Source organism: Streptomyces sp. NPDC086023, assembly GCF_044540325.1.
Taxonomy (GTDB): Bacteria; Actinomycetota; Actinomycetes; order Streptomycetales; family Streptomycetaceae; genus Streptomyces.
The window spans coordinates 39,289-64,423 of record NZ_JBITRX010000024.1 but is presented as its reverse complement, the minus strand read 5'-3'; the positions used below and the strand labels follow the sequence as shown (position 1 = coordinate 64,423).

Annotated in this window: 16 protein-coding genes; 10 read left to right on the top strand and 6 right to left on the bottom strand. The window is 73.4% G+C overall.

Annotated features, from left to right (window positions below):
• Positions 1 to 277: 277 nt before the first annotated feature.
• Positions 278 to 1,096: a DUF4253 domain-containing protein gene (locus ACIF6F_RS32570; protein WP_399955358.1), complete on the bottom strand. Its 819-nt coding sequence runs from the start codon at positions 1,094 to 1,096 to the stop codon at positions 278 to 280.
• Positions 1,097 to 1,140: 44 nt separating this feature from the next.
• On the bottom strand, positions 1,141 to 7,254 hold the full coding sequence (locus ACIF6F_RS32565; protein ID WP_399955355.1) for an RHS repeat-associated core domain-containing protein: 6,114 nt from the start codon (positions 7,252 to 7,254) through the stop codon (positions 1,141 to 1,143).
• 702 nt (positions 7,255 to 7,956) lie between these two features.
• On the opposite strand from ACIF6F_RS32565, the gene ACIF6F_RS32560 reads away from it, so the two are divergent.
• Positions 7,957 to 9,030, top strand: coding sequence for a Tat pathway signal sequence domain protein (locus tag ACIF6F_RS32560; RefSeq protein ID WP_399955352.1), 1,074 nt, complete (start codon positions 7,957 to 7,959; stop codon positions 9,028 to 9,030).
• Between the two features lie 82 nt (positions 9,031 to 9,112).
• On the opposite strand, the gene ACIF6F_RS32555 is transcribed toward ACIF6F_RS32560, so the two are convergent.
• Positions 9,113 to 10,678, bottom strand: coding sequence for a PQQ-binding-like beta-propeller repeat protein (locus ACIF6F_RS32555; RefSeq protein ID WP_399955348.1), 1,566 nt, complete (start codon positions 10,676 to 10,678; stop codon positions 9,113 to 9,115).
• A gap of 232 nt (positions 10,679 to 10,910) precedes the next feature.
• On the opposite strand from ACIF6F_RS32555, the gene ACIF6F_RS32550 reads away from it, so the two are divergent.
• The 7 genes from ACIF6F_RS32550 (at position 10,911) to ACIF6F_RS32520 (ending at position 17,558) form a co-directional block, all read left to right on the top strand.
• Positions 10,911 to 11,252: a hypothetical protein gene (locus ACIF6F_RS32550; protein WP_399955345.1), complete on the top strand. Its 342-nt coding sequence runs from the start codon at positions 10,911 to 10,913 to the stop codon at positions 11,250 to 11,252.
• Positions 11,253 to 11,395: 143 nt separating this feature from the next.
• Complete coding sequence (locus ACIF6F_RS32545) at positions 11,396 to 11,761, top strand: SCO0607 family lipoprotein (RefSeq protein WP_399955342.1); 366 nt, start codon at positions 11,396 to 11,398, stop codon at positions 11,759 to 11,761.
• Between the two features lie 368 nt (positions 11,762 to 12,129).
• A complete protein-coding gene (locus ACIF6F_RS32540) occupies positions 12,130 to 12,798 on the top strand; it encodes a hypothetical protein (RefSeq protein WP_399955340.1) in 669 nt (222 codons plus the stop codon).
• A gap of 176 nt (positions 12,799 to 12,974) precedes the next feature.
• Positions 12,975 to 13,949, top strand: a complete 975-nt coding sequence (locus tag ACIF6F_RS32535) for a hypothetical protein (protein WP_399955336.1) — start codon at positions 12,975 to 12,977, stop codon at positions 13,947 to 13,949.
• 126 nt (positions 13,950 to 14,075) lie between these two features.
• A complete protein-coding gene (locus tag ACIF6F_RS32530; protein WP_399955333.1) occupies positions 14,076 to 14,639 on the top strand; it encodes a toxin-antitoxin system, toxin component in 564 nt (187 codons plus the stop codon).
• A gap of 97 nt (positions 14,640 to 14,736) precedes the next feature.
• Positions 14,737 to 16,191, top strand: a complete 1,455-nt coding sequence (locus tag ACIF6F_RS32525; protein ID WP_399955329.1) for an NAD(P)/FAD-dependent oxidoreductase — start codon at positions 14,737 to 14,739, stop codon at positions 16,189 to 16,191.
• Between the two features lie 11 nt (positions 16,192 to 16,202).
• On the top strand, positions 16,203 to 17,558 hold the full coding sequence (locus ACIF6F_RS32520; RefSeq protein WP_399955326.1) for a DUF6545 domain-containing protein: 1,356 nt from the start codon (positions 16,203 to 16,205) through the stop codon (positions 17,556 to 17,558).
• A gap of 403 nt (positions 17,559 to 17,961) precedes the next feature.
• On the opposite strand, the gene ACIF6F_RS32515 is transcribed toward ACIF6F_RS32520, so the two are convergent.
• Positions 17,962 to 19,227 carry a 2,4-dienoyl-CoA reductase gene (locus ACIF6F_RS32515; RefSeq protein WP_399955323.1) on the bottom strand — a complete coding sequence of 422 codons (1,266 nt, stop codon included), beginning with the start codon at positions 19,225 to 19,227 and terminating at the stop codon, positions 17,962 to 17,964.
• Positions 19,228 to 19,591: 364 nt separating this feature from the next.
• Positions 19,592 to 21,202, bottom strand: a complete 1,611-nt coding sequence (locus ACIF6F_RS32510; RefSeq protein ID WP_399955320.1) for an IucA/IucC family protein — start codon at positions 21,200 to 21,202, stop codon at positions 19,592 to 19,594.
• Between the two features lie 10 nt (positions 21,203 to 21,212).
• Here ACIF6F_RS32510 and ACIF6F_RS32505 point away from each other — a divergent pair, with 10 nt between their 5' ends.
• Positions 21,213 to 22,862, top strand: a complete 1,650-nt coding sequence (locus tag ACIF6F_RS32505) for an IucA/IucC family protein (RefSeq protein WP_399955317.1) — start codon at positions 21,213 to 21,215, stop codon at positions 22,860 to 22,862.
• Between the two features lie 13 nt (positions 22,863 to 22,875).
• Here ACIF6F_RS32505 and ACIF6F_RS32500 read toward each other — a convergent pair whose 3' ends face one another.
• Positions 22,876 to 23,346: a flavodoxin family protein gene (locus ACIF6F_RS32500; protein ID WP_399955314.1), complete on the bottom strand. Its 471-nt coding sequence runs from the start codon at positions 23,344 to 23,346 to the stop codon at positions 22,876 to 22,878.
• Positions 23,347 to 23,624: 278 nt separating this feature from the next.
• On the opposite strand from ACIF6F_RS32500, the gene ACIF6F_RS32495 reads away from it, so the two are divergent.
• A complete protein-coding gene (locus ACIF6F_RS32495) occupies positions 23,625 to 25,130 on the top strand; it encodes a cellulose binding domain-containing protein (protein ID WP_399955311.1) in 1,506 nt (501 codons plus the stop codon).
• Positions 25,131 to 25,135: the final 5 nt, after the last annotated feature.

The following is a 25,135-nucleotide window of genomic DNA, read 5'->3' as shown; positions in this document are numbered from 1 at the left end:
CCGGTAGGCGCGCCCGCCGGGGCTGTGATCGTGAACGCGCACCGGGTGGCATGGCTCGGAGACGCGTGCGAGTAGTGTCTGTCGGTTCCACTACCCCGACATCAAGCCGACCGACGACGCCACCGTCGTCCACTTCCGGCTGACGACCTGAGTCCTCCCGCGGATGCCCTTCTCGCCGCGCTCGCGAGCGGACGTTCGCGTCCGCCCGCCCGGTGATGAGGGGGGCGAGCGTAGTCATGGGATCCTCAAGCCGCGCCATCCCTTACCGGCGTGGCGGTCAGTCCCACCAGAAGTGCCACACCGTGGACCGGGCCTGGCCGTTGGCCGTGTCGATGACGTCGTCGAGGTCGTCGCAGTAGGCGTTCTGCTCGATGGCCAGGGCCGCGATGGCGGGCAGGTCGAGGGGCGGCCGGGGGACGTACAGCTGCATCTCCGTGCCTCCCATGAAGAACACCTCCGCCCCGTAGCGGGCGTTCCAGTGCCGGAGGAACGCGGAGTGCTCGGCGGGGGTGAGCGGGCACATGTCGGGCCAGGCGGTGGATGAGCCGGACAGGAATCCGGGGAGCAGCAGCGGCAGCCGGTGGCTCTCCCCGCCTCCGCCGCCTTCCTCGACCAGCAGCAGCCACAGGTTCTCGATGCCCCAGTCCGGCGTGAACGCCAAGGGGTTCCCGGCGACCGCCGACCCGGACGGCGGGTCGAGCAGCTGTACGAGCCGGGCGGGGTCCCGCAGTTCCTCCTCCTCGGCACGGTCCTCGGGATAGGCCTCGGCGATGCTGCGGGCGCCCACACGGGACACGATCCGGGCCACGGTGCCTGATGCCTCCGCCACCGGAACCGACTCCGCGGGGGGGCCGGCCTCGGCAGCCGCCGAGGCCAGCGCCGTAAGGTCCTGCGCCGAGGTGACCCGGGTGGTGAGCAGCGGCACCACCCCCGCGCGCCCCCGCCAGAAGTGCCACGCCCGCTCCGCATGTTCCTGCGCGACCCGCACCCCGTGGACCACGACCCCGCCGGGCAGCCGCGCGGAGTGCGCGGCCGCGCCGGGGGCGACCAGTCCGGCGGCCACCATGCTGCTGACGACGGTGTCGGTCGTGGTCACGGGTGCGGGAACCTCACATCAGTAGGAACGGGCGGTCGGGCGGCTCACTGCCGACGGGGGTTCTCCGTGGTGAACAGATGCTTGTCGACGTCGTAGGCGTACACCGTCGACAGGGTGGACGGGTTGCGCACGATCACCGTCCACACTTCCTTCTGCGCCGCTTCCGGGGCGACCCCGGGGACGCTCAGATAGACGGCGTCGGCGCCCTGCTCGTCGGCCTTGCGCAAGTGGTTCTTGATGTTGCGCTTGCCCGTCTGCTTGAACTCCGATCGTACGCCATCCACCCAGGCGTCGAACGACTTGGGGTTCTGACCCGCCTTGCCGGTGTGAGAACCGCGCGCGACCACGGTGTGCCCGTCCAGTGCGAGGGCGAGTGCCATGTCGAACTCGTGCGGCTTGTCGAAGCCGAACTCGCCCTCGGACAGCCACGACTCGTCGATGCGCTCCAGAGCCTCCTTGACGTGGTCCTCCAGGCGTTCCTGCGTCATGTACCGGTTCCACTGGCAGCCGGCGCGCTCGCCCGCGGGGGACATCCGGCACGCCCGCTCGTCGATGTCGTCCATGTCGTCCATGAACTTCCCGAAGAAGGTCTTCCCGGACAGGATCTGCTCCAGGCGCTTGGCCCGCAGGGCCTCGGCGCGTTCGGCGTCGGTGTTCGTCCGGACGTCGTTGTAGTCCTGCTGCGCGTTCGTCTTGGTCTTCTCGTTCTTGGAGCCCGCGTTGACCGGGTCGCCGAACTCCCAGCCGTCCGACGTCGGCGTGCACTGGTAGTACATGCAGTCGTCGGGCCTCAGGCCGGACGGGTCGCTGAAGTTGACCGGGTTGTTGACGGAGTAGCTGTACGAGTTGAGGTTCTGCGGCTCGTACGGCGTGGCCAGCGGGTCCGGGCTGAGGAACCGGCCCAGCCGTGCGTCGTACATCCGCGCCCCGAGTACGGACAGCCCCGTCCCGTCGTCCTCGGTCTTGCCGAGGAATCCGCGGTCGGTGCCGGCGGGCAGCTTGGAGGCGTCGCGCTGTGCGCCGAACGGCAGGTACTTGCGCCGTGTCGGGTTGCCGGTGGCGGTGTCGACGGACAGCTGGGTGGATGCCTGCTGGTCGGCCATCAGCCAGGTCAGCGTGCCGTTGCCGCCCGTTGCCACGCGCATGGCCACGTTGCCGTAGTAGCGGGTGGCCTTCGGGGTGCTCCCGGCCGCCGTCGCCTTGCGGATCTCCTGGCCGCCGAGGTAGAGCACGTTCTCGGTCGCGCCCTTGCGGATCAGGAGGGTGCCGGCGGCGTCGTAGACGTAGCCGGCCACGGCCGAGCCGGTGGTGGCCACCACGTGGCCCAGCTCGTCCCAGTCGAAGCCGGTGGTCTTGCCGTCGACCGTCCGGGACTCCAGCTGGCCGGTGTCGTCGTAGGTGTAGAGGTCGGTGCCCCTGGGTGTCTTGACGGAGCTGACCGCGTGCGGGGCCACGGCGCCCGGCGTGTACGCCGACTGGTCGGCCGAGTAGCCGGGGTAGACGTAGTCGTTGACCTCCGTGCCGGTGGCGGTGGTGCGGGTGACCTTCTGGAGATTGCCGATGCCGTCGTAGCTGTAGTCCAGCTGGTACGGGTCGACGCCGGTGGCGAGGTCGGGGGCGAACGGTCCGGTGCAGGCGGTGCTGCTCTGGGTCGTCCAGGCCCGGGTGAGGCGGCTCAGCTCGTCGTAGTCGTAGCACTGGTGCTGGCCGCTGAGCGTGTCGGTCAGTCCGGTGATCCGGCCGCCGGCGTCGCGTAGGTACTCGTCGTTCTGGACGGTGCCCTTGGTGCTGGTGGTCGTGGTGATGTTCTTCAGCCAGCCGGTGCCCGTGGCGTCGTCGTAGCCGTAGGTCCGTCGGGCCGTGGTGCCCGTGGTCGCCGTGGTGCCGTAGGTGCGGCCGGTGAGGCGGCCCACTGTGTCGTAGTCCGTTGCGTCCACATAGGTGGCCAGGGGGCTGGACACCTTGTCCGGCAGGCCGTACGCGTCGTAGGTGGTGGTCACCTTCTCGGCGGGCAGGCCGGCGGTCGCCGGGTAGCTGAGCGCCGTCTGGTGGCCGGCCGCGTCGTACTCCATCGTGACCGGGTAGGTGCCCTGGAGGCCGGAGCCGTCGGCGGGGACCGTCACTGTGGAGCCCGTGATCCGGCCGTTGACGTCGTAGCCGTCGATCCGGGTGGCGTAGGCGTAGCTGCCGGCGTATGCCGTGCTGGAGGCCGGCAGGCCCTTGCCGCCCGGGGCGGTGTCGTAGGCGGTGCGGGTCAGGACCGCGCTGCCGTTCTCCACGGTCAGCGGACGGTTGAGGGCGTCGTAGGTGTAGGTGAGGGTGACGCCGTTGCCGCGCTTGACCGTCTGGACGTTGCCGTTGAGGTCGTAGGTGATCAGCGAGATCCCGTTGGGGTCGGAGTCGAGGTCCTTGCCGCCGGTGCGCTCGCCGAGCCAGTTGTAGGTGTAGGTGGTCTGGTTGCCCTTGGAGTCGGTGATCTTCGACAGCCGTCCGCTGCGCGTGTACTCGTACGACGTCGTGTACGTCGACGGGCCGAACTCCACGACCTTGACGACCTGCCCGAACACGTCGGTGTACGTGTTGGTGCGCTCACCGGTCGACGGCATCGCCGTGGTGTAGTCACCGTGGTAGTTGGTGCGGGTCTGCCCCTGTACCTGCGGCTCGCCGTTCACCATGGTCCGGGACTCGGTGGTGCGGCCGGCGTGGTCGATCAACAGGTCCGTGTAGGCCGGCAGCGATGCGACCGTGGGCAGGACCATCCCGGATCCGGCGACGCCGGAGTTGTAGAACGCGGAGCTGGTGCCGGTGACGTTCCCGGAGGTGTCGTAGCGGGTGCTGGTCACCGTGCGGCCGGTGCCGCCCGGGGCCGGGGTCTGCGTCTCGCGGGCGCGGCCCAGACCGTCGAGGTAGGAGTGGCTGGTCAGGACCGTCGAGCCGGACTGCAGCGTCTTCGTGGTCACCTTCGGCGGGACCGTGGAGACCAGGTCGGGCACGCCCTCGCTGTTGTCCGCCGTGGTCAGCGTGTACTCGAACGCGATGGTCGGCGTGCCGTCCGGGTACGCGGCCGACTGGCCCGGCTTGAAGACCTGCACGACGCGGCCGACCGAGTCGAGCACGCTGCGCGTGGTCTGGCCGTTGGCGTTCACCGTCTTCACCGGGGCGCCCCACAGCCTGGAGTACCAGGTAGTGGTGCTGAAGGGGGTCACCGGGCCGGCGCCGTCCGGGTCCGGGGTGGTCACCTTGACGCCGTTGACCGGCCAGGACGTGTCCGGCAGGTACTGGGTCGTGGTGGTCTTCTGACGGCCGTCGGTCACGGAGGTGACGCGGCCCGCCTCGTCGTACGTGCTCTTCGTCTCGCGGTGGTTCGCCGCGTCGGTGTACCTGCGGACCGCTGTCGGGTTGCCGTCGGTGGGCTTGTTCGTCGCCACCGAGGTCGCGTTGTCGTACAGGGTGACCGTGTAGGCGTCCTGGTTGGCCGCCGTGCGGGCGGCGCAGTCGGCCGCGTAGTGGCGGGTCTCGTCGGGCAGCACCATCCACCGCTGCACGTGCGTGCCCGGGAACAGATCCGTGTTGTAGGCGCGGCCGTAGGTGGTGCAGCGGTTGTCGTCGGTGTCCGACAGGCCCCAGTCGTTGGTGCGCATCGGCAGGCCGTACTTGGTGCTGGCCGGCTCGGCGTTGTCGTACTCGTCCTTGACGATGTGCTCGCGCCAGCCGCTGGAGGTCAGCTCGTGCGTCGTGGTCTTGGACTCGCGCACGAACCTGGCGTCGGGCAGGCCCGCGTACTGGGCGGTGTTGTACGTCCAGTACTCGTGCCACACCCGCTTGTGTGACCGGCCCGAGCCGTCGCGCTGGCTCGTCTCAAGGGTCTTGCCGTTCAGCCAGGCGTGGTCGGTGACGGGCGGGCGGCCGCTGTCGCCGTCGTCGACGGTCACGCTGCGCTTGGCACTGGGGTCGGTCTTGGAGGTGCGGTCACCGTCCATGCCGCGGTACAGCCAGTGGTAGGTGGAGGCGGCGTTCGACTTGGTGCCGGTGTGCACCTCGACCTGCTGGTAGCCGCGCCACTCGGTCCAGGACTCGTCCTCGTCCTTGGTGAGGGGGTCGTTGGGGAAGGCCCAGGCCGGCTTGCCCTTGTACTCGTAGGTGGTGGTCATCACCGGGTCGCCGTCGCCGTTGGGCCCCGCGCCGGGGCCCGGATCGACGCTGACCTTCTCCACGACGTACTTCTTGAACCAGCCGGTACGCGACTCGGTCGAACCCTCGGGGGTCCACTTCTGCTTGAAGCAGGCCAGGGTGTTGCCGGATTCGGAGGGCGGGTTGTCGATGTCGCAGGTGTCCTGCGTGTCGTAGTGGCGGTAGGTGACGTTGGTGAACGCGCCGAGGTCGCCGTGGATCTGGGTCACGCGGCGGAAGTTGAGGACGCCGCCGCCGAGCTGGTTGTCGCGCCACTCGCCGTTGATGTTGATCGTGGGCAGGGTGATGTCCGGGCCGTCGCCGTAGCCCTTGCGCTGCACGTAGTCGAGCCAGAGGTTGGCGTCGATGGTGCCTTCGGGGTTGGGCAGGCCGTACTTCATCTGGTACTGCATCGCCGGGTCCCACGCGGAGGCGTCGTTGTCCCGGACGAAGGTCTTGATGTCCCACAGCATCTTCGTCGCGAAGAAGGTGGGCGAGTAGGTCTCTCCGTTGATGGTGCGGCAGCCGTTGTCGGCGTTGGTGCCGTCGCACATCAGGTCGGTGGGCACGTCCGGGTAGGAGCCGGGGTTGCCGGATATCGCGGGGCAGTCACCCGGCTCGACGGCCAGGGGATCCTGGTGGCCCATGCGCTCCACGCAGCGGCCGACGTAGCGCAGGTCCACCTTGGCGGGCAGCTGCGCGCCCGGGACCTGTGATGCCCAGCCGTACTCGATCCGCACCGGGTACGCCGCGGAGTCGTAAGCGCGGGCCTGGTCACCGAGCAGGACCGAGCGGTAGTGGTTGCGTTCCTTCTCGTAGAAGTACGCGGTCTCCACCTCGCGGGGGTCCACCACGCGGTCCAGGCCCCAGCGGTACGCCTGCTGGCTGACGCCGATGCCGCCGTTGTAGCCCGGCTCACCGGCGTTGTTGCCGAACACCGGCACGGTCAGCACCGAATTCGTGCCGGGACGTGCGCCGCCCTCCGGACGCTCGGCGCGGCCCCAGCCGAAGTAGTAGCGCATACCGTCCTGGGTGGTGACCACCCAGTACTCGTCGTCGCTGCCGTGTCCGCCGGTCAGGTGCTGGACGCGCCAGCCCGGGTCGTCCTTGACGTGGTACCAGCCGGTGCCGTCGTTGTCCTGGATGAGTTCCGAGGTCACGCCGTTGAGGCTGATGACGTAGACGGCGCCGTCGACCTCGCGTGCAGCGTTGGGTGATGCCCAGCACAGGTCGCCGACCCAGCCGCTGCCCGTGCCGTCGCTCTGGCAGCTGCGGTAGCGGCGCTCGACGAACCCGATGCCCAGGTCCCAGCCGAGGCCGGCCCAGTTCGCCTGGGTGTTCTGCGCGGAGGTGAGGCCGTCCACGCTCTGGGAGTTGTACGACAGGCCGAGCGCGGGAGCCTGACCGGCCGGCGGCTTGGGCACCGTGATGGGCAGGTTGTACGTGAAGGCGCCCGAACCGGTGGAAACGTTCCACGAACCGGTGGGGCTCACGGTCGACGCCCGGAAGTCACCCGCGTCCGAGGAGGACGTGGAGGCGACCACGTACACCGAGGGTGCGGTCGCGGCGGCCATCGTGCTCAGGGAGGTCCTGGGAGCCAGGCTTTCCTGCGCGGTGGGCAGCTGCGCGGTGCTCGCCGCCGGGTCGCCGTCGGCGAGCACGGTCGCCGTGAGGGTCTGCGCCTTCACGTCGTTCTCGGTCTTGACCTCGACCGGGCGGCTGCTGGAGCACCCCTTGGCCGCGGGCGTGGTGAGCGCGCAGGCCGGCAGGCGCACCAGGCGCAGCCGTGAGGCGTACGCGCCGCCGTGGGCGCCGGCGAAGCCCGAGTAGTCGACGGTCAGCCGGACCGAGCCGGTCGAGGCGCGGCCGTCCTTGCGGGTCAGCTGGACGCCGACGCCGGCCGAGCCCACCTTGCTCAGGGCTCCCCTGTCGAGGACCTTGACGTCCACCTTGGCCGGACGCGGGCCGGCGGCGGTGCGCTGTGCCATGGTGCGCAAGGGTGCGGGTCCCACCGAGACGACAGGAGCGGCGTCCGCGGCGGCCGGGGCCACGGCGAGGGAGCCGCCCTCGCGCAGACCCGTCAGATCCACTGTTCGCCGTGCCTGCCGGGGCCACGTGACCTGTGCGGCCTTGGTCCGTGTCGGCTCCGCGCGGTCCCTGGGGACCGCGCCCGGGCTCTGTGCGGCCACGCTCGCCGGGTGTTTGCTCTTCTCTGCGGCAACGGCCGCGGGGACGCCCGCGACCCCCTGTCCCGCCAGGAGCCCTGTCATCAGCGCGCCGGTGACCGCCACCGCGGTGCGACGCCTCAGCCAACCCATGGTCAGCTCCCCACCTTTGTACACATGTGCGAGCACCTGTTCGGTCCATCGCATGACGGAGGAGGCCGGTGCGGATGCCCCGAGCGTCAGGCTCGTGGAATGACGGACTCCGGCCAATCTGCAGACCCTAAGCAGCGGAAGATCGATTTGAAAAGATCCACAAAACGGTCAGGGGGCCAGATAGGAGCATTGATCCACCGTCCTTGCCAAGTGAGGTGAGTCACGCCATCCCACAACCAAATCCGCAGGTCAACGAAGTGCGGGGCCGCCGACACGACCGATCGCCCCGGGTGGTTCAATCAGCGGTCAGCGATGCCCGGCGAATGAACAGCCGGGCGATTTCGTGCATGAGACGAAGGGTGGAAACCAGCCATGTCGGAAGGCGTGCGAAGCCTGGATCGGCGTCTGCTGCTGAAGTGGGCGGCCGGAGCTCTGGGTGCGGCGGGAGTGGGTGCGGGCGTGCTCGCGACGGCCGGGAACGCCGCCGGCGCGGTGGGCACCTCCCAGCGCTTCTCCTTGACGGATCCGTCCACGGAGCTCTTCCGCGAGATCGACCTCCAGGAGACCCGAGTTCTCCAGTCGTTCTCATTCGACAACACCAACAAGCACCTGTACGTGGTGAGCCTGGTGGACGGTGGCCGACAGCTCCCCGGCGAGTCGCGGCGCTACACCGGCGACGAGCGCGCCCGTTACGGCGACCTGTGCGTGACCCGGCTCGATTGGCACGGCAGCATCATCGGCCGGATGTACCTCAAGGGGTTCGGGCACGGCGTCTCCATCGCCGCGGAGCCCGCCGGCAACAGCGCATGGCTCTGGACGGAGACCGACTCGGTCGAGGCGGCCAACCCCAGCTACCCGACCGACCCGACCAAGAACATCGGCTGGGGCAGCAGGATCGGGCGCTTCAAGTTCTCCAACGGCGCAGTCCTGACTCCCACTTCCTCCAAGCTCACCAAGTTCAGCCCCGTGGCCGGCGCCGACCGGACCACCATTGCGGTGGACCCCGCAAACAACCGCCTTGCGGTGCGCTACCGGCTGGCCGGCACCTTCCAGTTCGGCCTCTACGACCTGGCGGCCTTCAAGGCCGGAACGTTCACTCAGCTCGCGCACGTCACCCAGCCGACGGTCCTTGCCAGCGACTTCCAGGGCTTCACCAGCTACGGCCAGTACCTGTACCTGCTCGAAGGAAAGGCCTACAGCAGCACCAACCCCGCGCCGGGCAACACCTACCACACGGTGATCGACTGGAACACCGGCTCCGTCGCGGAACGACGCCTCACCGAGGCAGGTGCGTCACTGCCCTTCCGCGAGCCTGAGGGCCTGGCCATCCAGATCCCGGACACGGCCACGCCCACGGCAGTGCGCTTGTGCACCGGCTTCGCCTCGGGCGCCGACGCCGGCAGCCCGAAGCAGGCGAGCTTCTACTACAAGGACGCCCTCGTCTGAGGAGGCTGCCGAGCACGTCGATCAACAGCCGGGCGTCCAGGACGTAGCCGCTGACGGCGGCGCTCGCGGCGAACTCGCGTCACTAGTCCGCGAAGGACAGCATGCGGATCACCGGCTGCCGGTCGTCGCCGTCCATGAGCGAGTCGGTCACGAAGACGCGGCCGGCGGCGTACGCGACGTTCCCCGCCAGCATCTCCTGCTCCGGGGCCCGGGCCGAGGACGTGTGCCGCAGCAGCACGGTGACCTTGTCCGGGCCGGGGCCGAGCCGCAGGGTCCGGCCCGGCTGCTGCGAGGTGGCCCCCACGTACGCGACGAGCGTGCCGCCCTCGGCCTTCAGCGGCAGGAACGGGCGGTACGCCTCCACCTTCCGCCCCCACGCGAACGTGCCGGTGGCCAGGCTGAACGCCCCGAGCCGGCCCTCCGTGGACACGTACAGCATGCCGCCGCCGACCAGCGGGCCCCGGCAGTTCTGCACGCCCTCCCCGGAATCGCCCTCGTCGCACGGGACCAGCCCCCGGTCGCCGGGGTCGACCGTCACCCGCGGGCGGCCGGCGGCGTCGAGCACCACGGCCGTCCACTTCCGGATGTCCGTGCGGTCCTGCGAGACGAAGACGACCGGGTCGACGGAGAGGACCTTCCACAGCTTTCGCCCGGCCGGCAGGCGGAACCGCCACTTCACCTTCCCCGTGCGGGGATCGAGCTCCTTGATCTGGTCCTGCGGCGTCCTCCCGGTGATCCCGCAGTGGTCGACCTGGAGCAGGCGGACGCCGCCGGCCACGTCGTCGGGGTAGCAGCCGCCGGGGTTCTCCTTCCGTGACACGAACAGGGGCGCCCCGTCACTCACCCGGTAGGCGTCCGCGGACATGAACCGGCCGACCATCAGGGTGTCCCCGCTGATGGCGAGGTGAATGGCGAGGAGGCTGTCCGAGGGGTCCTCCGAGGTCAGTTCCCTGGTCCAGCCGGGCTTCCCGGTCTTCAGGTCGATCATCATCAGGCGGTTGCAGCGGCGGCCCGGACCGCCGCCGGTGCCGCCGCCGCTCGCATAGGCGACCACCACCTTCCCGTCGGGCGTGGTGCCGGCCGGGGTGTCGCAGACCGGGGCGGGCAGCTTCAGGCCCCAGGCCTTGGTGCCGTCGGCCGTCCTCAGGGCGGTCACCTCGGTGTACGCGGCCTGGACCACGGTGTCCCCGGCGAACCAGAGGTCGTGGAGAAGGGTCTCGTCCGGTACGTCGAGGTCGTTGGCGAAGGCCCAGGCCCGGGCCTCGCCGGCCGCCCGACCGATGTTGATGTCGGCGCCCAGGCCGGGCGGCACGCCGCCGGAGCCCGGCGACGGGGCCTTCGGCCCGACGGGCGGCCGCGCAGCCACGGTGGGTCCGGAGGGCCGGTCCGCGCCGCCGCCCTCCTTCCCGGAGCCGCCGCCGAGACCGGCGTACAGGCCGGCGCCCAGGAGCACCAGCGCGAGTGCGGCAGCCCCGGCGAGGAGCGCGGCCCGGCGCCGGGAGGGGCGCGGCGACGGCAGCGGGGGCGGGGCCTCCGGCTGCCAGGAGGGGCCGCCCCAGGGGTCGTTGCCCCGGGCGTACGGGTTGTCCCCGGTGGCGGCCGCGCCCGGCGGCGGTGCCTTCGGCGGCTCGTACCAGGGCTGGTTCATCGGTTCCCCCCTCGTGCGACGGCCCGGAACGGGCGGGGCCCGGTCAGGCGAGCGGCCCCAGTGTCCCAGCGGACGGCGCCCGGCCGCCGCCCCCACCGTCACTTCCGGCCATCGGGCACGGTCGCCGGTCGCCCGTCCCAGGCCGCCGGGCATCGCCCGGGCCCGGCCCCCAAGCGCACATCTCCCTCAACTCCGTTGGTACGGAAGATCACGGTGCGCGTAGCCTCGCCGCATGACGAACACCTGGCACGTCCTCGTCGAGGAGACCCGCACCCTCGAGCGGTGGCTGGACCACCGGCGGATCGAGACCGAGCACTGGAGCCTCGCCGTGAGCGAGCCCGTCGCCGGTCCGGAGACGGCGGCGGACCGGGCCCGGGAGCTGGCCGGGGAGTACGTGCCCGACTGGATGGCGCGGCCCGACCGCCCCGGCGACCGGCCGCGCCGCAGGGCGTACCTCACCGCCGGCGGCAGCTGGCTGGTCACCCTCGCCCACGAGAAGGGCCGCCGCGACTACTGCCACCTGCGGATCACGCCGGCGCAGATGATGCTGGACGAGGCGGAGACCCAGAGGTAGGGGCGCAGACGGGAAGCGGGACCTCGGGTGTTCTGCCCCGGTTGCGCCCGTGGGTACCGGGACGGAAGTGAGTACCGGTACTCATGGTGGAAGTCCCCGCGCCGGCCCGAGACTTACGGCACCGACGAGAAAGGTCACCGATCATGCTGCAGAACCGAGGAGCGCGCGGGTCCGCCGACGCGACCGGCGCCGTCCGCGCCTCCCGCCAGTCCCTCACGCACCTCGCCGTCGCCGGCCTGGTGACGGCGCTGTTCGCCACCGGCTGCGGCACGGGCGCGGACCGGGTCTGCGGCGGCGGACACTACCCCGTGAAGGCGGTGGGCAACACCACGGGCCAGGACTGCGTGCCGGACGGCCAGGAGCCGCCCGCCGGCTACGTCCGCTACCCCGAGGGGAAGGTGCCGGAGCACGTCGGCGACAAGTGGGACGACTACTGGAGCAAGGTCGTGGTCGACGAGAAGGGCAACATCGTCTCCGGCGGGACGGACGGCACCGGCGGCCAGGGCTGAGGCCTGCGGCGGACCCGGCCCGCGTCCCCGCCGACCTGCGCGGCGTGGCCGAGCAACTGCTCCGGCGGTGTGGCCCGCGCAGGGTCGGGGGCGGCCTCGTCCGCCGCCCTCGCCCCGGCCGCGGGCACACCCGCGTCGAGGGTTGCGGTTCGTACCGCCCACCGTGGGAAGCCGGGCACCGGCCCGACCCGCCCTCCTCGGCCGAACGGGCAACGGGTGACGTGCCGGCCAAGCGGAGCCGGCAACCCGCGTCATCGGCAGGCGATGTGACGGCCAGTGAGGACCTGCGGACGCGCCGGAGGCAAACGCCCCGTTCGGGACCGGCGGCCGGTGCGGGCGTTGTCGGTGGGGCCCGCCACACTGGCCCCATGGAGAAGAACGAGGGGCGCGACGGGCACGTCGACCCGCACGAACTGCTGGCGCTGACGGACTGGGACTCGGTGGACAACTGCTTCTCCGACATGGCCCCGCCGACCGAGGACATACTGCTGCGCCTGCTGACCGACGACCCCCGGGAACAGGGCCACGCCCTCCGGGAGCTCATGGAAGCCGTCTGGCACGGGAACGTCGTCTCCAGCGCCGCCGCCCCCGCCGCCCGGTACGTCGCGGCCGTCCTCGGCGACCCCAGGACCCTCGCACTCGTCAAGGACCGGGTGCCCGTGGAGGAGGCCGAGGAGGGCGAGCAGACCCCGTACCCGCTCCGCGCCGGCCTGCTCAACTGGCTGGGGGACGTGGTCCAGGACGCCGCCGCACAACAGCACGCCCCCTACGGCGAGCAGGAGGACGTCGACGCCGTGCTGGCCCTGGCGCCGGAGCTCCACGACGCCGTCCGGCCCTTCCTGGACGACCGGTCCCGCGACGTCCGCGAGGCCGCCCAGGGCGCGCTCCTCCCGCTGCTCGCGCTGCCCGCCCTGGCCGAGCGGATACCGGCCCACCGGGTGCTCGTACGCCACCTCGCCCTGACCGACGGGCACCACAAGTGGCGCGCGATCGACACCCTCGCGTACTGGGGCGAGGACCTGTCCAGGCTGCTGTAGGGGGAGGCCGGGGGCGGGCGCGCGCGGGCGGACCGTGCGGGCAGGCGGCGTCTCAAGTTTCGTGGGGTGACCTCAAGAAGGTTTACGGCAGGCCTGGTTCGGCGGGTCCCCTCCCGTTAGGCTTCTCGCAGCTCAACCCCCTTGCCCCAGCCCCCCGACCCACAGGAGAGCAGCCGGTGCGCGAAGCCCTGCCGCCCCTGGGGGAACTCTGGGACACCGTCGCCGCGCTGGCCGCGGAGCAGGGCCAGGACCCCGCCGAGGTGCTCGGGACCACCCGGCTGTCCGGCCTCACCGGCATACCCGCCGCCCGCGTCGAAGCCGTACGCGACGGACGGGACGCCGGGCTCCCCCTCGACCGGCAGGTGCGGGAGCGCTTCAACGCACTGCGCCACAGCAGGAGGCGCCCGGACGGAGCCCGCCACAGCCTCGACGCCATCGCCCGCCACTTCGCCGCCCGGGGCGCCTCCCTCGGGGCGCTCAACGGCGGCTCGGGACTGCCCGGCCTTCGGCACGCCGCGGGCATCCAGTCCTTCTTCGGCGTCTACGCCGGCTTTCTCATGGCCGACGACCGCAGCGCCGTGGAGCACGCCCTCGCCGCCTCCGGCATCGTGCCGCCCTGCACCCCGGCCGAACTCGACCGGATCGGCCGCCTCACCGGCATCGCCCCGGCCGGCGTGGCCCGCGCCCTCGCCGGCGAGGGCGGCGGCCTGCCGCTGCCCCGCCGCGTCCGCACCCGGTTCCGGCTGCTGCGCGCCACCCGGCCCGGGCCCGACGGGGAGCCGTACTCCCTCAGGGAGATCGCCGCCTCCTTCTCCGCCACCGCCCAGTCCCTGAGCAAGCTCAACGTGGACGAGGACGACAGCCTGCCCAGTCTCGCGGTCGCCGCGGGCATCCAGCGCTTCTTCGGCGTCGACGGCGGCTTCCTCCTCGCCGACGCGCCCACCGCCCTGCGCCGCGCCCTCCACCACCTGGCCGCCGGGCTGCGCCGCACCGCGGCCGAGGCGGCCGAGGACCCGCTGGAGAAGCTCAAGCGCGACTACGAACTGCTGCACATCGCGATGCGCGCCAGCAGCCTCTCACCCCGCGGCCGCCGGGACCTCGCAGCCCACCTCAAGAACCTGCTCGCCAGTGAGGGGATCGCCGATGAGTAGCCGGGCACACGGCCGGTTAGCGGCCGGGACGGGGGAGCGCGCGCCGGGACGGCCCGCGCCCCCGAAGGTCCGCAGGACGTTCCGGCCGTGCGGAATCCGGAAGGGCGGGACGGGGGGAGGCAGCCGATGAGGGTCACGCGCGAGATGCGCGCACTGCGCAGGCGGCTGCTCGCCGACACCCGCCTGCCCCGCCCCGCCGACGCCGGCACCATCATCGCCGGCCTCTGCGAGGCCTTCGCCCGGCGGCGCGGCGGACGCCCCGTCGACCACCGCTTCAGCCGCTTCCCCGTGGCCACCGCCAGCGGCCTCTGGCTCCAGCTCGCCGACCGCGACCTGATCGTCGTGGAGGAGCGCACCCGGCCGGGACACCAGCTGGTCATCGCATGCCACGAGCTGTGGCACATCCTTGAGGGCACCTGCGACAGCCACGGCCCCGGCCTCGCCGTGGCGGCCCGGCTGGCCGGCAGCGACGCCGACCTCGGCGCCCTCCTCGGCACGGAGCAGGGCCTGCGCGCCGTGGTCCAGCAGGCCGCCGTCCGGGCCGGACACGACAACCCGGCGGAGGACCGGGCCGAAACGTTCGGCCTCTTCATGGCCAGAGAACTCACCTGCCTCCTGCCCGCACCCGAGGAGGAGCAGGTGCCACCCGCCATCGAGCGGATCCGCATCTCACTCGGCGGGGGGCACTGACGGTGCCCGCCGACCGCCCGCCGACCTTACGCTCCGCCGAACCCCCGTCCCCCACACCCGTCCCCCAACTCGGCGCAGCGAAAGAGAGCCCCGCACGATGAACAGCACCACAGCGACCCCGCACGCCGTCGTGATCGGCGGCAGCATGGCCGGACTGCTCGCCGCGGCCGTCCTGGCCGCCCACGCCACGGTGACCGTCATCGACGCGGACGAACTCCCCGACCGCCCCGCGCCCCGCCGCGGCCTCCCGCAGGCCCGCCACGTGCACGTCATGTGGTCCGCGGGCGCCCGGGCCGTCGAGCGGATCCTGCCCGGCGTCACCGACGCCTGGACGGCGGCCGGCGCGCTCCGCCGCAGCCTGCCCACCGACCTGGTCACGATGACCGCCCAGGGCTGGATACCCCGGTTCGGCGAGCACCAGTTCAACATCTCCTGCAGCCGCGACCTCCTCGACTGGGTGGTCCGCACCCGCGTCACCGCCCTCGACGGCGTCACCCTGCTGCAGCGCAGCACCGTCCGCGCGCTGGAGGGCTCCCGCCGCGCGGTCACCGGGGTCCGCGTCGACACCCCCGACGAGAAGGACGTACGCCTGACCGCCGACGTCGTCGTCGACGCCAGCGGCCGCGGCTCCCGCGCCCTGCGCTGGCTCGCCGACCTCGGCGTGCGCGGCGTCCGCCGGGCCGAGGTCGACTCCGGACTCGTCTACGCGACCCGGCTCTACCAGGCCCCGCCCGGCGCCCACGAGACCGGCTTCCCCATCGTCAACGTCCAGTCCGACCCCCGCGTGCCGGTGCCCGGCCGGACCGCCACCATCGTGCCCATCGAGGACGGCATCTGGCAGGCCACCCTCTCCGGCACCCGCGGCGGCCAGCCCACCGCCGACCCCGACGCCTTCGTACCCTTCGCCAAGAGCCTGCGCGACCCCGTCGTCGGCGACATCCTCGAACGCCAGACCCCGCTCGCCAGAACCGCCCGCGACGGCGGCCGGACCGCCGCCGAGGTCGCCGTCACCCAGGGCAACGCCAACCGGCGCAGCTACTTCGAGAAGGCGGAGCTGCCGGCCGGCTTCTTCGCCGTCGGCGACTCCGTCGCCACGTACAACCCGCTGTACGGCCAGGGCATGACCGTCGCCGCCCAGGGACTCCTCGCCGTACGGGAGATCCTGCGCCGCAGACCCGTGACCGACCCGGAGTTCACCCGCCAGGCACAGCGCGCCATCGCCGGCCCCGCGACCGTCGCCTGGGAGCTGGCCACCTCGCAGGACATCCTCTACCCGGGCGCCACCGGCATGCGGCCGCGCCCCGGCTCCGGGCTCCTCAACTGGTACGTCGCCCGGCTCATGACCGGAGCCACCCACCAGGAGGAACTCACCGCCGCCTTCCTCCGCGTCATCACGATGACCGAGTCCCCGGCCGACTGGATCCGCCCCCGCACCCTGGCGCGCGTGCTGCGCCCCGGCGGCACCGCCGCCCACGCCGGCGCGCCGCTCACCGCCGCCGAACGCGCCGTGGCGGGCCTGGCCGCCAACGAGTCCGCGGGCAGCGCCCGATGAGGTGCCGCTAGGTGGACAGCGGCATCCTCCTCTACGCCCCGGGCGCGCTGCTCACCCTCGCCCTGCTCGTCAAGGCGCCCGCCCTGCGGCGGGACTGGCACCGGCCGATGATGCGCGCCGTGTGCGTGCTGCTCGTGGTCGGCTGCCTGGTGCTGTTCCTCGCGGCGCCGCCGACCATCGTGGCCGTCAACCGGCTCACCGGGATCCCCAACTGCGCGGCGCCGCTGGTCTACGGGGTGCTCACCGCGTTCTCCGGCTCCTGCATCGTGCTGGTCCTGCACTGGAGCGGTACGGACCCGGCCGCGATCAGACGCGGCACGCGGTGGACCGTGTCGGTGACCGCCGCGGTCACCGTGCTGATCGTCGCGGCGTTCGTGGCCGGGGACGCGGGGGTCGAGCGGGTGCGCGACCTGGACACGTACTACGCGAACACCCCGTACGTGCGCGAGATGATCGTCCTCTACCTGCTGGCCCACTCGGCCGGCAGCGCCACCCTGACCGTGCTGTCGTGGAAGTGGCTGCGGCGGGTGCGGCCCGCCATGCGCTCCCTGCGCGGCGGGCTGGCCCTGCTGGCGCTGGGCGGACTCCTCGACCTCGGCTACCTCGCGGCCAAGTGGGCGGCGGTGGGGGCGCGTTGGGCGGGGCGGGACTGGGACGGGCTCTCCACGGACCTCGCCCCGCCGCTGGCCTCGGGCGCGGCGGTCCTGGTGGGCGCGGGGTTCCTCGTACCGCTGGTGGGGGCGTCTTCGGCCTGGCGGGAGTACAGCCAGTACCGTGCGCTGCGCCCGCTGTGCAGGGCCCTGGGCGGGCCGGCCGGCTCCGGGGCGGCGACGGTGCCGCTGAAGTGGTGGTCGCCGGTGGGCATCCGGCTGATCCACCGGGAGTCGGTCATCAACGACGCCATCCTGGCCCTGACGCCGCACTGCGAGGCGCCCGTCCGCGCCCGCGCCCTGGACGCGGCCCTCGCCCAGGGCCTCGCCCCCGCGGACGCCGCAACGGTGGCGGACGCGGCCATGCTGGCAGCGGCGGCCGCCCGCCGGTGCGGGACGCCTCCGGGCCGGGAGACGGAACGGGCCGTGGACGCCGCGGCCCGGGACACGGAACGGGCCGTGGACGCCGCGGCCCGGGACACGGAACGGGCCGTGGACGCCGCGGCCGGCGACACGAACCGCCCCGGCGCCGCCCCGCCGGCTGTGCGCGGCCACGAGGCGGGTCCCGGCGCGGACGGTCGGCAGGAGGCCGGGCCCGGTGTCGAGGCGCGGCTCGGGTCGCGTCCGCTGGCCGCCCTCGCCGCCGAGTTCCGGCGCTCCCCGGTGGTGGCCGCCGCCCGGCGCGAGGCGTCCCGCGCGGCCGACGCCTCCCCCTGAACCCCGAAGCGGGCGCAGCCTCGCCGCCGGGGGCCGCCCCCGTGGCGGGGCTGGTGGTTCGCCGGGTTCGCTGCCGGTCGGGCTCGGCGCGGTCCCGGGTTTGCCGTCTGCCGGTGGTCCGCGGGTTCGCCGGGTTCGCCGCCCGCAGGGCTCGACGCCGCCCCGGCCTGGCGTCCGCCGGTGTTCGGGCTCGTGGTCCGGAGCGCTCGACGTCGCTCCGGCCCGCCTCTCCGGCTCCTGCCCCGAGGCTCCCGCCCACGGTGCTTGCGGGGCAGGCCGTGCCACCAACCGGCGGCGCGGCGTGCCATGGACGGCTGTCAGGAGGCCGGGGACGGTGTCGAGGCGCGGCCGCCGGCGTCCCGGCAGCCGCACGCGGCGGGCCCGGCGCTGCCCCAGGGGGCTGCTAGCCCTTCGCCGTGCCGGCCGGGTGGCCGGACAGCCAGGCGCCGTAGCGGCGGACCAGGCGGCGGTGGCCCGCCAGGTCGCGTACGAGCGTCAGGCCGGCGGAGACGGTGCGGCGCGGGCGGCGGCCCTCGGCCAGCCGGTGCAGGTGGCGGCGTACCACCGCCAGGTGCGTGGCGGCCCGCCAGGACGTGTCCCGCACCGGCAGCCGCAGCCCCTCCACCCGGGCGGTGGCGTCCTCCCCGGCGGCCCACCGCTTCGGCAGGTCGGGGGAGAGTGCGAGCACGCCCGCCATGCCGGCCACCGCCACGCCCTTGGCCAGTACGCCCTCGGCCACCTCGCGCCGGGCGATGCCGCCGGTCAGCATCAGCGGCACCGGGGGCGCCGCCGCCAGCAGTTCCTCGGCGAACGGCAGGAACCTGGCCTCGCGGGCCAGCGGCCGCCGGTCGGCGGCACCGTCCGCGACGGTGGCCACCGGGCTCTCGACGCTGCCGCCCGACAGCTCCAGCAGGTCGATGTCCAGTTCCCCGAGCATCCCCAGCAGCGCCGCCACGTCCTCGGTGCCGAAGCCACCGCGCTGGAAGTCCGAGGAGTTGATCTTGACGCCGATGTCGAAGCCCGGCGCCACGCGGGCCCGCACGGCCCGGATCACCTCGGCCAGCAGCCGCGCCCGCCCCTCCGGCGAGCCGCCCCACCGGTCGGTCCGCCGGTTGACCAGCGGGGACAGGAACTGGCTGAGGAGGTAGCCGTGGGCGGCGTGGATCTGGACGCCGTCGAAACCCGCGGCCTCGGCGCGCGCGGCCGTCCGCGCGAACCGGTCCACGGTCTCCTCGATCTCCCCGGCCGTCATCTCCTTGGGCGGGGCGAAGCGGTGGCTCAGCCTGCCGAGGTCGACGGGCACCTCGGACGGGCCCCACGACACCCCCGGCATGTCGGAACCGACCTGCCGTCCCGGGTGGTTGATCTGCATCCACACCCGGCCGCCGCCGGCCCGTGCGGCGTCGGCCCAGCGGCGGAAGGGCTCCAGGGGCGAGTCGTCCTCCAGGACGATGGTGCCCGGCGAGGTCAGTGCGCGCCGGTCGATCATGACGTTGCCGGTGATCAGCAGTCCGGCGCCGCCTTCGGCCCACCGGCGGTAGAGCCGCTCGATGCGGGCGTCCGGCAGCTGTCCGGGCCCCGCCAGGCACTCTTCCATGGCCGCCTTGCAGAGGCGGTTGGCGAGCATGCTGCCGTTGGGCAGTCTCAGCGGCGAAAAGAGGTCGTCCAAGTCAGTGTCCCCCACTCACGTTCACCTGATGGCGAGAAGGCTGGCGCGAATGCTTCCCCAAGCACCCGCGCGCGGCGACACAACATACCCCCCGGTGGTGAACGCCACGCCGGTGCCACGGCACCGGCTCGCCTTTCGCTCCTGCGCGGCAACTCGCCATCCCAGCAGCGGGAGTCGGAGGCCGGGCGGGGCAGAGGCTCGTGCCCCGCTGGTCACTGCGTACCAGGGCCGAACGGCCTCGGGCGGCCGGCTCGCGGCGGGCGGTGCCGATGCCGGGCAGTTCACGAGCACGCCGAGCAGGTCCTTGTCCAGACCGGAACCGGTCATGGTCCCGTCCGCGGCGAACCCTCACCGCACGTCGCTCTCAGCCCCCTGGGAAGTCCTGGCCGCCCCCCGCCAGGGGATTCGGGAGCACCGTCCACTGGTCGCCCCCCGTCTCGCTGAGCCGCATCAGCGTCAGGGCCTTGACCGGCAGCGGCTCGGAGGTCAGCGCGCGCAGGTCGTCCCCGGCGGGCAGGGCGGCGGTGCCGGCCGCCAGCAGGGCGCCCAGCGTCTCCGTGTCACCGGCGAGCGGGCCCAGCGCCCCCGACAGCAGGCCCCCGAACAGCTTGCGGCGCAGCGCGAGCGGGTCGTCCGTCTGCTGGCGGGCGGTGAGCGGCGGCAGGGGGATGCCGTGCCGGGCCAGCCGGGCCGGGCTGATCCGGATGTCCGCCAGGTCGCGGTAGACCAGCCGGGCCGGCCGCCCGGCCGCGTCCACCACCAGCAGCAGGTTCTGCCCGTGCGCCTCCAGGGCCACGCCGAGGCCGAGCAGCCGCAGCCCCACCTCCAGCACCAGCCCGGCGAACGCCGCCCGCCAGGCCGCGCGTCCGCCCGCCGGCACGGTGCCGGCCACGAACTCCGCCAGGCAGGCCACCGGCACCACCCGCTCCTCGGCGCCGCGGTCCGCGTACACCTCGGGTGCCTCCCGCAGCACCGCGGCCAGGTCCGGCGCGGGCGCCCCCACGGCCGCCACCGTGCGCGTGACGTGCAGCCGCCCCTCCAGACGGGCCGCCACCGCCTCCGCGAACTCCGACAGCACCACCGCGTTCTCCACCGAGTACGCCGAGATGTCCCGTACGGACGAGGTCAGCCGCGTGCTCAGCGCCGTCTTCACGTGCAGCGCCGCCCCGGCCCCCGCCACCTCCCCGGCCGTCTCCAGGGTGCGCAGCGACAGCAGCGGCCGGGCCGCCAGCAGCGGGCCCCGCACCGGCTCCTTCAGCACGTGCGCCGCCTGCCACGGGTGTACGGGCACCAGCACCCGGTCCCCGTCGCGCAGCCCCCGCGGCCACCGCCCGACCAGCACCGGGTCCGCGACCGGTAGCAGCGGCAGCCCCACCACCTGCCGGTGCTCGGGCGCGTACGCCAGCTGCTCCGCGGCGGTGAAACCCGGCCGCGAACGACAGCCGGGGTGGTACGGATGACCGTCCGTCACCCGCTGCTCCCACTCCCACGCGGCCTCCGCCCCGCCGTCCGTCCCGTCCGCCGCCCCGTCCGTCGCACCGGCCGTGCGTGAGAGGGCCAGGGAGGCCGTGCTCCCGTCGAGCTCCGCCGCGAAGTCCTCGCCCCGGGGCACCCCGAGAGCCCGCAGCAGCAGCGCCGGATGGTCGTACGGGACCCCGTCCAGCTCGACGGGTCCGGCGGGCGGGGCCGTCGTCCAGGGGTCGCGGGGCGGGCCGGTCAGCCGCCGTCCGTCCGCCAGCCGCAGCACGACCGCACCGCCCGCGGCCCCGCGTCCGGCGACCCACGGCAGCGGATCGTGGACCAGACCCCGCCACAGGCGGGACAGCACCGCCGCCCTGGCGCCGGGAAGCGCGTCGGCGTACGGCCCGAGCAAGTCGGGCCGCACCTCGCGGAGTTCCGCGGCGAGGGATCGCTCGGCGGCGGTCTTGATCACGTGTTGCCCTCCTGGAACGCATGGAGCTGCGACGTTACACATACTGAAGGTGATGAACGCGATCCCCGACACCACCGTGCGGACGGCCGAAGCCCTGGCCCTCGCCCCCCTGCTCACCTGTCTGCTGCGCGAGCTCGCCGAGCCGGCCGGGCCCGCCGGGCCGGGCCACCCCGACCGGCCCGCCGGAGCCCCGGACGGGCACGGCCGCCGGGTCTACCGGCTCCGCCCGAGCGGGGGCCTGCTCAGGGTGCGCGGCACCCACCGGCCGGGCGAGCCCGAGCTGTGGAACGGCCGGGACTGGACGCCCCTGGACCACGCGGCGGTGGTGGCCCTCGCGGAGGGGGAGATGCGGAAGTGCACCGGCCGCGACAACGACACGCTCGGCGCCGAGATGGCCGACAGCCGCGAGGTCGTGGCGGCGATCCTGGCCGCCCGGGACCCCGCCCGGGCCCCCGAGGACCTCTGGATCCGGTCCGAGCAGTCCCTGGTCGGCGGACACCCCTGCCATCCGGCGCCCAAGGCGCGCGGCGGCGGGCCGGCCGCCGGCTGGCTCCCGTACGCACCCGAGGTGTACGCGCGCTTCCCCCTGGCCCTGCTCGGGGTGCGCGAGGACGTCCTGGTCGACGAGGGTGACACGGCCGCCCTGGACGCGCTCGGCGAGGCCCCGCCCGGCTACCGGCTGCTGCCGGCCCACCCCTGGCAGCTGGAGCTCGTACGGGAACTCCCGGAACTGCGGGTGGCGTTCGCCGACGGGCGGCTGGTCCGCCTGGGCACGACGGACCGGGAGGCCCGGCCCACGGCCTCCCTGCGGACCGTGCACCTGCCGGCCGGCGGACCGGGCGCGCCGCCGCCGGGGAGTGCCCCCTCCGGTGCCCCTGCCGGTGCCCTGCCCGGTGACCTGTCCCTCAAGTTCAGCCTGGACGTGCGGATCACCAACGACATCCGGCGGCTCTGGCGGCACGACCTGCTCAGGGTGCCGCAGCTGGACCAGGAGGTGGCCGACGCCTTCACCGCGCTGGCGAGCCCCGCCGGATGGATGCGGGACCGCGGGTACCGCACCGTCGACGGCCTCCTCTTCGAACCCTGCGCCGTGCTGCTCAGGGACGGTCTGGAACAGCACCTCCCGCCGGGCACCGAGGCCGTGCTGCCCGCAGCCGTGGCGGAGGGCTTCCCCGGCAACCCGCTCGACCGGGCCGCCGATCCGGTGGCGTGGTGGGGGGCGTACCTGCGGGCCGTCGTACCGCCCGTGCTGGAGGTCTTCGAGCGGCACGGGCTGGTCCTGGAGTGCCACCTCCAGAACACGCTCCTCGTCGTGGACGGCCTCGGGACGCCCGTACGGGCGGTGTTCCGGGACCCGGAGGGCGTGAAGCGGGTGTCCGAGGTGGGCCGGGCCGCGGGCTGGGAGCGGCTGGTGTACTGCCTGCTGGTCAACCACCTCGCCGAGATCGCGGGCGCCGTCGCCGAGCGCTTCCCGGCGGTGGCGTACGGGCTGTGGCCGGCGGTACGGGCCGAACTGGAGCGGTACGCCGCCCGCCGCCCGCTCCCCGAGATCGCCGACCTGCTCGCCTCACCCACCCTCCCCGGCAAGGCGAACCTGCTGCTCCGCTGGACGGACGCCGACGGCGCCGACTCCCGCTACCTCCCGCTGCGCAGCCCGCTGTCCCACGACGCCGAGGAATGGCGCCACTGGCTGGAGGGCTGACCGGGCGGGCCCGTCAGGACACCGGCCCCTGCCCGTCCCGCAGCCGCCCGGCGAACGCCCGCGCGGCGGCCAGGTCACCGGTGTCCGGCCGCTGCTTGTGGATGCCGCCGACGAGCTTGAAGGGGGCCCAGGTGTCGAACGCCCGGCACGAGAAGCTGCCCTCGACCCGGAACCCCTTGTCCCGGAGCAGCCGGACCAGGGGCCGGGTGAACGGTGCCGGCGGGAACTCCGGGAGCCCGCTCGTGGCGAACACGAACGCCCGTCCCCGACCGAGGGGAAGGGCCTTCGCGAAGTCGGTAAGGTCGGGGTGCAGCCGGCCGTGGAAGACGCCCGAACCGAAGCCCACGAGGTCGGCGCCGGCGAGCTCCGCCGGGTCGGCCTGCGAGGGAGAGACGACCTCCGCGCCCAGGACCCGGGCCATGGCGTCGGCGACACGACGGGTGTTGCCGTGCGATACGGAGGCGCACACGATGACGGTCCTCATCCTCAGGATCCCTTCTCCCGCTTCTCCTGCTTCTTCAGCGAGGACCGCGCAGCGGCGCGCGATGTGACAACGGCCGAGTGAGATCACGGTCACACCGCGTGGCGCGCCGCCCGGGCACCGCCCACCCGGATTAACCCCGCTCGATGCTTTCCTTAAGGGGACCTCAAGATCTCAACGACCGCCCCACTGCTGGGCATTTGTCTGTTTCGCGGCCGCTAGCGTGCTGCTCGTTCCCCCCTCGGGACCCCCTCCCCTCCCGATCAGACAGGCAGGTACCCATGGCCGGCAACACTCACCGTCGCAAGGCGAGCGGCAAGGCGAAGGCGGCGGCGGCCCTCGCCGTCGTGGCTGCGGTCGGCGGCACGGCCGTCGTGCTCACCGGCACCGCCCAGGCCGCGTCCGTCGGCGCCGCGTTCACCCGCACCAGCGGCTGGGAGACCGGGTACACCGGCCAGTACGTGGTGACCAACCACGGCAGCGCCCCGCTCACCTCCTGGACCCTGGAGTTCGACCTCCCCGCCGGCACCTCCCTGGCCTCCCTCTGGAATGCCGAGAAGGCCGTCAGCGGCCGCCACGTCACCGTCACCCCGCCCGGCTGGGACCGGGACGGGCTCGCGCCGGGCGAGTCCGTCACGGTCGGCTTCGTCGCGAACGCGACGGCCGGCGGCGGAGCACCGGGCAACCCCACGGGCTGTCTGATCGACGGGCAGAAGTGCTCGGCCGGCGGCGGCACCACACCCCGGCCCAGCGGCCGCCCCACCACGGCCCCCACCGCCACCGCCAAGCCCACGGCCAAGCCGACCCCCACCCCCACCAAGCCCACGGCGAAGCCCACCTCGACCCCCACCGTCAAGCCGACCCCCACGGCGACCCGCCCCACCACCGGGCCCGCCACCACCGGCTTCGCCCCGTACGTCGACACCTCCCTCTACCCGGCCTACGACCTCCTCGACACGGTCGCCGCGACCGGCGTGAAGGAGTTCAACCTGGCCTTCGTCACCTCCGGCGGCGGCTGCTCACCCCTCTGGGGCGGTGTCACCTCCCTCGCCGACGACCGCGTCGCCTCCCAGATCCCGGCGCTGCGCGCCAAGGGCGGTGACGTCCGCGTGTCGTTCGGCGGCGCGGCCGGCTCCGAACTGGGCCTGGTCTGCGGCTCCGCCGACGCCCTCGCCGACGCTTACGGCAAGGTCGTGGACACGTACAAGCTCACCAAGGTCGACTTCGACATCGAGGGCGCGGCCCTGCCCGACACCGCCGCCAACACCCGCCGCGCCAAGGCCATCGCCACGCTCCAGCGCCGGCACCCCGGCCTGGACGTCTCGTTCACCCTCCCGGTGATGCCGGAGGGCCTCACCCAGCCCGGCATCGACCTGCTCGCCGACGCCAAGCGCAACGGCGTCGCGATATCCGCCGTCAACATCATGGCGATGGACTACGGGCCGGCCTACAGCGGCGACATGGGCGGGTACGCGATCCAGGCGGCCACCGCCACCCAGGCCCAGGTGAAGAGCGTGCTCGGCCTCTCCGACGCGGCCGCGTGGAAGACGGTGGCCGTCACGCCGATGATCGGCGTGAACGACGTCGTCACCGAGGTGTTCACCGTGGAGGACGCCACCCAGCTGGCCGGCTTCGCCCGCTCGAAGGGCCTGGCCTGGCTGGCCATGTGGTCCGGCGCCCGCGACAAGCAGTGCCCCGGCGGAGCCAAGAACCAGGCCGACGCCACCTGCTCGTCCATCCTCCAGGCGCCGCTGGCCTTCACGCGCGCCTTCGCGGCCCGCGGGTAGCCCTG

Coding starts and splice junctions, on each gene's coding strand:
- ACIF6F_RS32565 (WP_399955355.1), bottom strand. CDS start 7,254: ATGGCACAGCGCACCGCCGCCGGCCCGCGTCCGGCCAAGGTGGACGTC.
- ACIF6F_RS32560 (WP_399955352.1), top strand. CDS start 7,957: ATGTCGGAAGGCGTGCGAAGCCTGGATCGGCGTCTGCTGCTGAAGTGG.
- ACIF6F_RS32555 (WP_399955348.1), bottom strand. CDS start 10,678: ATGAACCAGCCCTGGTACGAGCCGCCGAAGGCACCGCCGCCGGGCGCG.
- ACIF6F_RS32550 (WP_399955345.1), top strand. CDS start 10,911: ATGACGAACACCTGGCACGTCCTCGTCGAGGAGACCCGCACCCTCGAG.
- ACIF6F_RS32545 (WP_399955342.1), top strand. CDS start 11,396: ATGCTGCAGAACCGAGGAGCGCGCGGGTCCGCCGACGCGACCGGCGCC.
- ACIF6F_RS32540 (WP_399955340.1), top strand. CDS start 12,130: ATGGAGAAGAACGAGGGGCGCGACGGGCACGTCGACCCGCACGAACTG.
- ACIF6F_RS32530 (WP_399955333.1), top strand. CDS start 14,076: ATGAGGGTCACGCGCGAGATGCGCGCACTGCGCAGGCGGCTGCTCGCC.
- ACIF6F_RS32525 (WP_399955329.1), top strand. CDS start 14,737: ATGAACAGCACCACAGCGACCCCGCACGCCGTCGTGATCGGCGGCAGC.
- ACIF6F_RS32510 (WP_399955320.1), bottom strand. CDS start 21,202: ATGTGTAACGTCGCAGCTCCATGCGTTCCAGGAGGGCAACACGTGATC.
- ACIF6F_RS32505 (WP_399955317.1), top strand. CDS start 21,213: ATGAACGCGATCCCCGACACCACCGTGCGGACGGCCGAAGCCCTGGCC.
- ACIF6F_RS32500 (WP_399955314.1), bottom strand. CDS start 23,346: ATGAGGACCGTCATCGTGTGCGCCTCCGTATCGCACGGCAACACCCGT.
- ACIF6F_RS32495 (WP_399955311.1), top strand. CDS start 23,625: ATGGCCGGCAACACTCACCGTCGCAAGGCGAGCGGCAAGGCGAAGGCG.